Here is a 13,105-nt window from a genome sequence, read left to right on the forward strand (position 1 = left end):
GCGGTCATTTCGATTCGAGCCCTTCTGCCACCGCCCGTTGCATTTGGCCGATGCTGGCCCGAGCCCGTGCTGCTGCGATCATCGAATTCATGACATTGCGGCCCGCGGCCACGTCATCGGTCACAGCACGTAGTTCTGCGCTACAAACCCCGCGCTCGAAGGGACGGCGGCGGCCCGGTACGACACCCGAACGCAGTTGCCTTTCAGTGAGCCACTCCTCTTCTTCGGAACTCTCGGCTTCGACGACGCCGACGACGGGGCCGCGGGTGGCGTAGGCCATGTCGTCAATGCGCGATTCCAGCCAGCCACTGCGCAGACAGTCCAACAAGCCACCATGGGCAGCGATGTCATCTAGCCACCCCGTAGCCTCTGCTTCGATTTCATCGGCGATGCGAGCTATTGCCTCGGACCCGCCGAGGGGGTCGACGTATCTGGCTAGATCGGTTTCCTTCAAGATGATCTGCTGAATCCTCAGCGCAATGCGTGCCGATAGCTGCCCAGGCGTTTGTTCGGCCTCGTCGAAGCCGCACACATGCAGAGACTGCACCCCGCCGAGGACGGCCGCTACGGCCTGAATGGTCGTACGCGCGATGTTGTTGAGCGGTTCGGAGGCGGCGAGAGCGGAGCCGAAAGTATTGACCTGAACACGCATGCGGCTCGACTTCGCGTCAGCAGCGCCGAAGAGGTCCACCATGCGGCGGGCATACATCCTGCGTAGGACACGGAACTTGGCCGCCTCGGCAAGAACCTCCATATGGGTCCCAAAGATGAAGCTGAGCCGGGGTGCGACCTCGTCGACGGTAAACCCCCGCTCCAGCATCCCTTGCAAGTACGTCTCCGCATCAGCGATGCCGAGCGCCACTTCCATTGCTCGGCTCGCACCGGCTTCACGGGCGTGTCCACCCGAGATCGATACCGGATTGACCTTGGGCAAGTTGCGTATGCAGTACTCGATAACGTCTAACGAGAAGCGGAAGCTGTCGTCCAAGTCGAACACGAACGCCTTGCGAGCCGCGTGCTCTTTCAGCATTTCGTTCTGCAAAGTGCCACGTAATAGCGCAGGGTTGACGCCTGATTCTTCGGCAACCACGATCCATAGGGCCAAGATCATCGGTGCGGTCGCATTGATGGTGAAAGAGACTGACACCTGATCCAGCGGTATTCCGTCGAACACTGCGGCCAAGTCGTCGACGGTGGACACCGAGACCCCGGCGCGACCGACCTCACCGGCAGCCGTTGGATCGTCCGGGTCGAGTCCGAGCTGGGTGGGCAGGTCGAAAGCCAACGAAAGACCTGTCTCGCCTTGGTCGAGGAGATAATGGAACCGCCTATTGGTGTCTACGCCGTCGCCAAGCCCAGCCAATTGCCTGATCGTCCATGGCCTAGACACATAGCCCTTGGGATGAATACCTGCCTCATAAGGAAACTCGCCTGGTTTACTCATAATCGTCGCCTTCCAGTTCTGCACGCAGCCGGTCGCCGTAGGCGTCCAACGCATCGGGACTCAACATGTCGTTGTGTTCGCACTCCACTGCGATCTCCGTGACTGGACGAGCGATAAAACGTGTCCAGTCTCTTGAATAACCTGGATCGCGTTCGTGATCGCTTCCCTGGAACACCACAGCGCCGCCCCCGAATAGGTCCGGTGTGTGGCCGTGCCAGAGGTCAGAATTGAATCGGAGATTGCGAACGACGTGGCTGATCATCCAAGCTGGCGGAATAGCTGCGCCGAGTGACGAATGAGTTTCCAGCCATTCCGTGGCCTGCTCGTAAGAGGTCAATTCTTTCAGATCGGGCAGGTCGACGTTCTTGGACACGAAATGCCGCAGGACGTCGGTCTCATTGAAATCCGCGTCTGGCGAGCGTGTCGTACCGGGTTCTACTAGAGCTGCGTCCAACAGTATTAGCCGACGTACGTGCGCCCCTCTCCGTTCCAGCACGGTAGCCATCTGGTGGGCGACGACACCACCGAAGGACCATCCCAGCAGGTCGTAGGGCCCATCGGGCTGGACTGACTGGACGAGGTCGGCATACTCGCCGGCCATTTCGCGGACCGTACGCGGACGTTCGCCGTCGACGGTTTGCTGAATAGCGAATATTGGGCGCTGCACGATGCTTCCCAAGGCGCGGTACGCCCAGCTGACGCCCCCACCAGGGTGTATGCAGAAAAGTGGACGCCCTGGCCCTCGGCACAACTTCACGACCTGAGGTATCTCGTCGGAACTGGACCAGTTGAAGAGTTGTTTGCTCAGGCCCGCTACGGTGGGGGCTTCCATGAGTGCACGGACGCTGATTTCACAGTCGAAGGTTTCCTGCACGGCGGCTACGACACGCATCGCAGAGAGCGAGTTGCCGCCCAGGTCGAAGAAGGAGTCGTCCACGCTGACTCGCGGCAGGTCGAGAACCTTCGTGAAAATGCCGGAGATAATTTCTTCAACCGGAGATGACGGCGCTCTGTGAACGCCGCTGGCGAATTGCGGCTCGGGCAACGCCCATTTGTCCAGCTTGCCGTTGACAGTTAACGGCAACTCGTCGATGACCATCACCACGGCCGGAACCATGTACGCAGGCAATCGCGCGGCAACTCGTTCGCGCAGCGCCCCACCATCGATTCCCGCAGACACCTCGGTAGGTACGACGTAGCCAATCAACTGCTTGCCGGTATCGGTATCACGGGCCACCACTGCCGCACGCTCCACTCCGGTCAAGGCAGCGAGTGTTGCTTCCACTTCACCGATTTCGATGCGGTAACCACGAATCTTCACCTGATCGTCAGAGCGACCCACATACTCCAGCTCGCCGTCGTGATTCCAACGAACCAGATCGCCGGTGCGATACATCCGCGAACCCAAAGGGCCGAGCGGACACGCGACGAATCGCGATGCCGTCAAGCCCGGCCGTCGCACATAACCGCGTGCCACACCCCGCCCCGCGACATACAACTCACCAACCACACCGATCGGAACCCGCCGCAAACCGGAATCCAACACAAACAACGCATCACCCGGCACCGGCGTACCGATAGGAGCTCCATGACCAGGCTTCATGGGCGCACTCATAGAGGCGTAAACGGTGCTTTCGGTAGGACCGTAGGAGTTGATCATTTCTCGGCCTGAAGCCCACCGATCGACAAGTTCGGGCGAGCACGCCTCACCCCCCACAAAAATGGTCCTCAATGCGCTCAGCCGCTGCGGTGACAGCCGGCCGAGGGCGGACGGGGTCTGGGTCAGAACCGAAACACTTTCGTTCACAAGTAGGTCATGAAAGTCGGTGGCAGAGTTGGCCGTGTCCTCAGAGGCTATGACTAAGCGGCCACCGTGCAGCAGAGCGCCCCACATCTCCCACACCGACACATCGAACGAGTACGAATGGAACATCGACCACACCTGTCCTGGCGACAATTCGGACGTCCGTGCGGGTCTGGTGAACAGTTGCGTCACGTTCTGGTGGGTGACCGAGACGCCTTTGGGTGTGCCTGTCGTTCCTGAGGTGTAGATGACATAGGCCGTCAGTTCTGGATGGGGGAATGGAAAGGTGACAGTGGGAGGTTCGACGGTGACCCTGCCCCCGAGGGTCACGACTGCCACTTTGCTCTCATCGACCCGGTGCAATTGCGCTACCGTTGTCACTATTGCTGCTGGTTTGGCGTCTTGTAGAACGAATGCCAGGCGCTCGTCAGGGGTGTTGATGTCGATCGGCAAGTAAGCAGAACCCAGCTTCAGCACCGAAAGTATGGCTATCACAGTGTGTTCCGAACGTGGCAGCAACAGTGCAACAACGTCCTCTACTCCCACCCCACGCCCAGCCAACAAATGAGCCAACTGCGTCGATGTGTCGTCCAACTCCTGATACGTCCACGACCGACCCTCGAACACCACCGCTATGACGTCCGGCCGCACCCTCACCTGCTCGGCGAACAACTCCGGAATCGACACGCCAGCAACGGACTCCGTCACAGCCGACCTGTTACCCAGTACGTCCAGCTGCGTCAGCTCATCCTCACCCAGGATGTCGAACGAAGCCAAAGGACGATCCGGGCCCGCCGCCATCGCAATCAATAGTGTCTGGAGCCATACCAGGATTTGCTTGGCCAACCGCTCGTCGAGGACCGCCATGCGGTATTCCAGCCGCACCCTCAGCTGTGGACCGGGCCAGATCTGTAAGGCGATTGGATAGTGAGTGAACTCGCGACTTGAGGCTATGCGTACGCTCAGTCCGTTTGTCTCGAGCTGCCCGCCGGACATCCTCAGTGGGTAGTTCTCGTAGACGAAGAGGGTGTCGAACAGTTGTTGATGTCCCGCGGCGCGCTGGATATCGGCCAGGGCCACGAACTGGTGGTCTAGCCCATCGTGGTAGTCGTCCCGCAGCATGCCGATCAGTTCAGCCGTGGTCGTCGTCGCGGTCAGGGATGCTCTTACCGGGACGGTGTTGATGAACATGCCCACCGCCGACTCGCTGCCGAACAGTTCTGCTGGCCGCCCCGATACGGTAGTGCCGAAGACGACGTCTCCGCTGCCAGTCAATGCGCCCAGCAGACGGCCCCAGGCGGCCTGTAGCACGATGTTCATGGTCGTGTTTTGCGAGCGAGCCAACTGCTCAACAGAACGCGTGACGTCGATAGGGAGGTCGACTCGCAACAGCGATCGCGCATCAGTGAAGCGATCTCCTGGATCTAACAAGGTCGGCGTTTGAAGTCCCGCCAGCAGCTTCTGCCAATGCCGCCGCGCCGCGCTCCAGTCCTGGGCGGATAGCCACTCGACGTAATTTCGGAAGGTGGGCGCGGGTGCCAGAGTCTCCCGTTCGTAGACGGCGAACATCTCTTTGAGCAGAATCTGGATTGACCAACCGTCCACCACGATGTGATGGACGGATAGCACCAGCGTGTGCTTATTCGTCCCAGTCTGATGAAGGAGAATCCGTAGCGGTGCCTCATCTACGAGGTTGCCGCAGGCGGCGAGCTCTGCATCCAGCAGCCTCTGATCGCACTCGTAGCCGTTAACTACCGTCCACGGTATGTCTGGGCGTGTCGGAATGATCTGCACCGGCTCGGGGAAACCCTCGGAGACGAACCGAGCCATTAGGTTGGGGTGGCGTCCGACGACTGTATGAGCGGCCTCGCGCAAGCGCGGCACGTCGAGTACGCCAGCAATCTCGATACCCAGTTGCACGGTGTACAGCTCTACGGGTTCATTACTGCCGGAACGGCGATGGAAAAGCAGCCCGGTTTGAAGCGGAGTCAGCGGGAGAAGGTCTGCTGGTTCCACGATTTGTGCGAGTTGATCGATCTGCCGCTGATTGACCACCGCCGGCAGGACGTCGGAGGGAGTCAGTCCTCCGCCGCCGTTCTGCACGTACGCCGCAATTCCAGCTAGAACGTCATACCAGCGCGCGTACAGCTCGGTGATATAGGAGCGATCCACCTGTGTGCTCGTCCAACTCCAGGACACGTGTAGTTCTGACTGCGAACCTTCGGCTAGCACGGCTGCATTGATGCCGACTGTGTGCGGCAACAGCATCGAGCGGGAACCAAAGCGTCGAGCATCAGGCGATTCAGTCGGTCCGAGGATCCGCCAATCTTCGAGGGGTGCGTCGAGCTGGCTCACGCTGCGCCGGCCGAGGTAGTTGAAGCCGATGGCGGGATCTACGCCAGACAGATTGTTGGTGCCTAGATACTTGAGAAGACCGTAGGTGATTCCGTCGGGGTGGGCACGCAGCTGTTCCTTGGCGTCCTTTATCCAGATACCCATGTCCGAGCCCCCGGTCAGAACAGTGTCACGGTCCATGGGTACGACGTTCAAAGCGACCGGGTGCTTTGCGGTGAACCATCCGACGGTGTTGGTCAAATCGATCCCACTGCCGATTTCATCGCGACGTCCGTGGCTCTCCACGTCGATGCGGAAAGGGACGTCGAAGTGCTGGTGCTGTTCAGCGAGGGCAGAACCGAGTGCGATGAGCAGCAGATCCTGAACGTTGATGTGCAGAGCCGCAGTCACGTCGGTTACCAGCACTTCGGTTAGCTCCGTGTCGATGCTGACCGACAGATGCTCCACATCGCGCCAGATACCAGGAGTCGGGTGCGGGCTGGGCAGCAGGGTGGCAACGGCTTCAATGCGCTGCCAATGCGGAAGCTGGTCAGTGACTTTCCGCTCGGCAGCGTACTGCGCCAACATCGTTGACCACTCACGGAACGAGGTGCCGCTGGCATCCAGGGTAATTTCTCGCCGCTCGGTGAGGCAGCGCCAACCCGTTGCGAGATCCCTTTGGATGATTCCCCAGGAGACCGCGTCGACCGCGAGGTGGTGGACGATGAGCAACAGCTGGCGGGTGCGCTCAGCCCACAGCCCATGCACCATGGCTCCTCGACGCGGGTCAAGACGGCTCAAGGCATTGGCAAACGTGGTATCGGAGAAGTCCACGACGGGGGTTACACAGTCGGCTGCGCTGATCGAGCCTGTTGGTAGGACGATGCAGTTGTCCGCGTCCTCAGTCGGGGCGTTGTCCACCTGCAACCGGAGCATGGCGTGCCGATCGACCAATGCCTGTAGTAACAACACCACGTCGCTGTACTTCGCCTGCTGCGGCCCCTGGAACAACATGGTTTGGTTGAACTCGTCTGTCGGTGCCGTGAGAGATGCCAGCCACCGCATGATCGGCGTTGCCGTGACGGGCCCAGCCTCAGCCGGCCGAAGGAGAGACTGCTCCGGGACCGAGAGCTGGAGAGCGTGGGCAAGTCGTGCCACGGTTCGCTCCACCAGGATGTCGCGGGGCTTGCAGTACAAACCGACTTGCCGGGCCCGGGACACCACCTGAATGGACGAGATGCTGTCGCCGCCTAGATCGAAGAACGAATCGTCGACTCCAACTTTCTCCACATTCAGTACGCGCGCGTAGATGTCAACCAGGCTCTCCTCGAGTGGAGTAGTCGGTGCTCGGTATTGGTTCGATTGTCCTAGTTGAGGTACCGGAAGCCTCTTTTTGTCAAGCTTGCCGTTACTCGTCATGGGCAATGCATCGAGGACCACGACCGCCGCAAGCGACATATATTCGGGCAGCCACGCGTCGGTCAAGCGGCGCAATTGGTTGCCATCCAACTCGCCCGCCCAGTCTGTGTGGGGAACGACGTAGCCGATCAGCCGTTTGTACCCTGGGTGGTCCTCATGGACGACGACCGCAGCCTGTCCTACTCCGGGGGCCGTCCGGAGCACCGATTCGATCTCACCGATTTCGATGCGGTAACCACGAATCTTCACCTGATCGTCAGAGCGACCCACATACTCCAGCTCGCCGTCGTGATTCCAACGAACCAGATCGCCGGTGCGATACATCCGCGAACCCAAAGGGCCGAGCGGACACGCGACGAATCGCGATGCCGTCAAGCCCGGCCGTCGCACATAACCGCGTGCCACACCCCGCCCCGCGACATACAACTCACCAACCACACCGATCGGAACCCGCCGCAAACCGGAATCCAACACAAACAACGCAGTGCCGGAGCCAGCGGCACCGATCGGCACTGCCCCTGTAGGGACTAGCGGTTCGGTCATCGAAACGTAGACGGTGCACTCGGTCGGGCCATAAGCATTGATCACGGCTCGCTCAGGCGTCACCCATCGCTCGATTAGCTGGGCTGGGCACGTCTCTCCCCCGAGTAGAAGTAGCGCGATCGACGGTAGCCCCTCGGGAGACAGCCGTGCCAACGCCGACGGTGTCTGGGTCAGCACCGTTACTTCTTCGTTTACGAGCAGGTTATGGAAATCGGAAGGAGAGTAGGCAACCTCTTCGGGAACCACGACCAGCCGTCCCCCGTGCAGAAGCGCGCCGCACATCTCCCAGACCGCGAAGTCGAATGCGTATGAATGGAACAGCGTCCATACGTGGTGGTGGGGTTCCAGAGTGCCGGTGGTCGGGTCCTCGACATTGGCGAGGCGCGCGATGTGGGTAGCGATGAGGTCATTGACGCCGCGGTGGGTGACCGAGACGCCTTTGGGTGTGCCTGTCGTTCCTGAGGTGTAGATGATGTACGCGAGGAGGTCAGCATTCGGCACCGGCAACGTCGTCGTCGGCTGTTCAGCGACCTTGGGATCCTCGACATCTATCAGTGGGACCCCGGACTTACTGACGCGACCAGCGAGGCTCACCGTGGTCAAAATCGCGGCCGGCGCAGCGTCTTGTAGAACGAATGCCAGGCGCTCGTCAGGGGTGTTGATGTCGATCGGCAAGTAAGCAGAACCCAGCTTCAGCACCGAAAGTATGGCTATCACAGTGTGTTCCGAACGTGGCAGCAACAGTGCAACAACGTCCTCTACTCCCACCCCACGCCCAGCCAACAAATGAGCCAACTGCGTCGATGTGTCGTCCAACTCCTGATACGTCCACGACCGACCCTCGAACACCACCGCTATGACGTCCGGCCGCACCCTCACCTGCTCGGCGAACAACTCCGGAATCGACACGCCAGCAACGGACTCCGTCACAGCCGACCTGTTACCCAGTACGTCCAGCTGCGTCAGCTCATCCTCACCCAGGATGTCGAACGAAGCCAAAGGACGATCCGGGCCCGCCGCCATCGCAATCAATAGCTGCTGCCACCGAGCCGCCATGCGCTTTACGGTCTCGGCGTTGAAGATGTCGGTGCGGTACTCGACGATTCCGCTGATCCCATCGGGCTGACCGTCCGCAGTGAACCGCTCGCGCAGGCTGAATGCCAGGTCCATTCGAGCGGCTCCGATGTCGACTGACGCCGTCTCCACGTCGAGACCCGGCACCGAGATGTCGGGGACCGGGTCGTTCTGCCAGGCGAACAGGATTTGGATCAACGGATGGTGAGCCTGCGTACGGACCGGATTGAGGCGCTCGACAAGCGCATCGAACGGCACATCTTGGTTCGCGAACGCGTCCAGGCTCCGCTCCCGTACCTCCTCCAACAAATCACCGAAGTTCATCTCGGCTGAAACCCGCGTACGCAACACCAGCGTGTTGACGAAAAACCCGACCATGCCGTCAAACTCGGTTCGCCCCCGCCCCGCCGTCGGCACCCCGAACGCCACATCCGCGCTCCCGCTCAAACGCGCCAACAGCACCGAAAGCGCCGCCGACATCACCATGAACGTCGTCGCATTGCGTTCCCGCGCGATCCGCTGCGCCAATTCATGGAAATCCGCGGGCAGGTCGACGACGACTCGACCCCCATTCGTGTCGGTCTCCGCCGGGTACGACCGGTCCGTGGGAAGCTCCAACCTGCTGGGTAGATCTTTCAGGGCGTGTTCCCAGAATTTCAACTGCCCGGCGAGCACGCTTTGCGAATCCGCTTCGTCACCCAGCAGAGCGTGTTGCCAAAGCGTGTAGTCGGCGTACTGGACGGGAAGTGGCGACCAGGAAGGCGACTCGCCCGCAGCGCGGACTCCGTAGGCGCTCCATAGGTCACGCAGGAGCGGAGGAAGTGACCCCCCGTCGACTGCAATGTGGTGCATGACCACGACCAGACGATGGTCAGTGGCAGACACGACAAACAGCGCCGCGCGGAAAGGAAGGTCTTCGGCTAGGTCGAAAGCATGCTGACCCCGAACACGCGCTGCGTCGGATATTTGAAGTTCCGTCCAGGTGGTGGCGTCAATGATGTCCCAGTCGAAGTCAGTCTCAGCTGCAAGGACACGCTGCTCCGGCACACCAGCCACCGCTGGAAACACTGTCCGCAGACTCTCGTGCCGCTCCACAACATCAGCGATCGCCGCGCGCAGCGCACAGACATCCAAAGAACCGGTAATCTGAATCAGTAGCGGTATGTTGTACGTCGCCGACTGCCCTTCCATCTGGTGGATGAACCACAGCCGACGCTGAGCGAACGACAACGGCAATCGCTTGGGACGAGCTACTGGGACCCATGCCACGCCGCCACCCGGCGATCCACCCACCAACCGTGCGAACCCCGATACCGTTGAGGCTTCCCAGAGCGCCTTCACGCCGATCGATGAATCAAACGACTCCTGCACGGCCGCGATCACTCGCATCGCCGATAGCGAATTTCCGCCGAGGTCGAAGAACGAGTCGTCCACCCCTACCCGCGGTAGGTCCAGCACACGCGCAAAGATTTCAGCCAAAATTCCCTCAACCAAGGTCGACGGATTTCGGTAGGATCCGCCTGCGAACTCTGGATTCGGCAATGCCTGCTTGTCTAACTTGCCGTTGACCGTAAGCGGTAGGTCATCGACGATCATCACCACTGTGGGGACCATGTACTCCGGTAGGTGCGCGGCCACATCACCACGCACCACAGCACCATTTACTTTTGGACCGGTCTCCGCAGGTACGACGTAGCCGATCAGCTGCTTGCCCGAACTCGAAGACCTCACCACGACCGCGGCGCGCTCCACCCCCGCGACACGGGAAAGAGCAGCCTCGACCTCACCCGGTTCAACACGAAAACCACGGATCTTCACCTGGTCGTCCGAGCGGCCCACATACTCCAGCTCGCCCTCGCGGTTCCACCGCACTACGTCACCCGTCCGGTACATCCGCGAGCCCGGCGGGCCGAGCGGAGAAGCAACAAACCGCGACGCCGTCAGCCCCATGCGTTTCAAGTAGCCCAGGCCGACACCATGACCTGCCACATACAACTCTCCGACTACTCCTACCGGCACGCGGCGGAGACCGGTATTCAATACGAAGAAGGCAAGGTCAGCAAGCGGACCGCCCACGGGACTGACATGGCTGTCGAGGTCAGAAGAAACGATCCTCCGGAACGATGCGTGGACGGTGGTCTCTGTGGTGCCGTACATGTTGATCAGGTGCGGCCAGGAATCCAGCTGATCTAGCCAAGGTCGCAACTTCGACGGTTCGAGAGCTTCGCCTGCGAAGACAATCGCTTCTAGACCGCTCAGCCGAGACTCGCCCGGCCGGCGCATGTCGACTGCCTGCAGAGCATAAAATGCTGACGGTGTCTGACTCAGAACGGATACGTTCTGGTCTCGCAGTAGTTGATGAAAGTCGTTGGCGGACTGGGCAATTTCTCCAGGTACGACAACCAGTCGGCCACCGTGTAGCAGCGCGCCCCACATCTCCCATACCGACACATCGAACGCGTAGGAGTGGAAGAGTGACCACACCTGGTTTGAGGACGGCACGAACCCCGGAGCCGTCGAGCTGAACAATCGCGTGACGCTCGCCTGGGTAACGGCAACCCCTTTGGGGACACCGGTGGTACCGGAGGTGTAGATGATGTACGCGACTTGGCCGGCCTCTGGCGCAGGCAGAGCCGTAACCGGCTGCACGGCAATCGCGTCGTCGTCGACATCCACAACTTCGATACCAAAACAGTCTACCCGGCAAGTCAGTTCGGCAGTGGTCACGAGGGCAGCTGGAGCGGCATCGCCCAAGATGAACGCCACCCGCTCATCGGGGTGCTTGATGTCAATGGGTACATAGGTTGCGCCCAGTTTCAACACTGCCAGGATCGCGATTACTGTCTTGTTGGAACGCGGGAGCATGAGAGCAACAACTTCTCCTCCGCGTACCCCACGAACGGCTAGTAGATGTGCCAGTTGCGTGGAGGCCTCGTCAACTTCCCTGTAAGTCCATACCTGATCCTCGAAAACCATGGCGTGCGCTTCCGGCGCTCGATTCGCCTGTGCTGCAAACAGTTCGGCTATGGATATACTGGCGGCAGTCTGAGAGTGCGCAGAACGATTGCCCAGGCGGTCAAGATGAGTGTGTTCGTTTCTGTCTAGTACGTCGATCGAGATGACTGGCTGGTCGATCACGGCGATCATCTCGGCGATGATTCGCCCAAGCCTGACGATCATGGTCTCGACCGATGCAGCGTCGTAGACATCAGAGCGGTACTCGACCACTCCGTCGATTCCCTGCGGCTCGCCGAACTCGGAGTACCGCTCCCGGAGACTGAAGGTCAAGTCCATCCGGGCCTGTCGAGAAATGGTGGGTACCGCCTCTGCCAGCACCCCCGGCAAGTCCAACTCCGTGGAGATCTGGTTCTGCCATCCGAGCATGACCTGGACCAGTGGGTGATGCGATTGTGACCGAGCAGGTTTGACGAGATCCACCAGCGCGTCGAACGGGACATCCTGGTGGGCCAATGCGTCCAAAACCGCGTCCCGTACTTTTTGCAAGAGGCGACGGAACGTCGAACTGGCAGACACATCAACGCGGAGCACTACTGTGTTGGCGAAGAAACCGACCATCTCCGCAAGATCAGCGTCACGTCGGCCCGTAGTTGGAACACCGAAAGCGACATCGGAGGTGCCGCTTAGTTCGGACAACAGCACCGCCAGCGCCGTCGAAATCACCATGAAGCCGGTAGAACGATGCTCCCGGGCCAACTGTCGCACCTGCTCTTGCATCGACACGGGCCATTCGATGGGGATTCGATTGCCTCGATAGTCGGCCACGACCGGATAAGGGCGGTCGGTTGGGAGCTCAAGCCGCCCCTCGTATCCGGCTAGCGTGTTCTTCCAGTAAAGGAGGTGCCGGCTCAGCGCACTGTCGGGGTCGGACTCGTCGCCGAGCGACTCACGCTGACGGAGCGTGTAATCCCGATATCGCAATGGCAACGGCACCCAGGCAGGCACCTCTACGCCCACATGGGCCCTGTACGCCAGCCCGACGTCGCGTACGAGGGGCGTGAGGGACTGGCCGTCTGACGCGATGTGATGCATCAGGAGCACCAATACATGCTGATCGGCCGATAGTCTGAAGAGCTGCGCTCGGAACGGAATCTCAAAGCTGAGGTCGAATTTGTATCCCACTGCCTGTGCGACTGCATCGTTCAACGCGTCTGTCGACCACCCTGACGCTTCGACTACGTCCCAGCCGAAGTCTGCGTCGGCCGAGCCAAGAACACGCTGCTCCGGCACACCCTCATGGGAGGGGAAAACAGTCCGCAAACTTTCGTGTCGACTCACGACATCGCCGATTGCCCTGCCCAGCGAATGAACACTGAGCTCACCAGTCAGGCGTAAGACCAGAGGAATATTGTAAGTTGACGACAATCCCTCCAACTGGTGGATAAACCACAGCCTACGCTGCGCAAAAGACAACGGGATCAATGCTCAACCCTTTCAGCGCCCAGCAAAACACTTCCTTGCGAACCACT

Annotated in this window: 2 protein-coding genes; both read right to left on the reverse strand. The window is 60.4% G+C overall.

The genetic code is table 11. From position 1 onward, the window contains the following. Positions 1 to 4: 4 nt before the first annotated feature. A complete protein-coding gene (locus CH290_RS28260; protein ID WP_052069825.1) occupies positions 5 to 1,444 on the reverse strand; it encodes a methylmalonyl-CoA mutase family protein in 1,440 nt (479 codons plus the stop codon). Then, positions 1,437 to 13,058 carry a non-ribosomal peptide synthetase gene (locus CH290_RS28265; RefSeq protein WP_094617247.1) on the reverse strand — a complete coding sequence of 3,874 codons (11,622 nt, stop codon included), beginning with the start codon at positions 13,056 to 13,058 and terminating at the stop codon, positions 1,437 to 1,439. Before CH290_RS28265 ends, CH290_RS28260 begins: the two co-directional genes overlap by 8 nt. Positions 13,059 to 13,105: the final 47 nt, after the last annotated feature.

The sequence above is a fragment of the Rhodococcus sp. 06-156-4 genome, from assembly GCF_002259345.1.
In the GTDB taxonomy this organism is placed as follows: Bacteria; Actinomycetota; Actinomycetes; order Mycobacteriales; family Mycobacteriaceae; genus Rhodococcoides; species Rhodococcoides fascians_E.

What these genes read in the sequence shown, in the direction of transcription:
- CH290_RS28260 (WP_052069825.1), bottom strand. Translation starts at nt 1,444, where the DNA reads ATGAGTAAACCAGGCGAGTTTCCTTATGAGGCAGGTATTCATCCCAAG.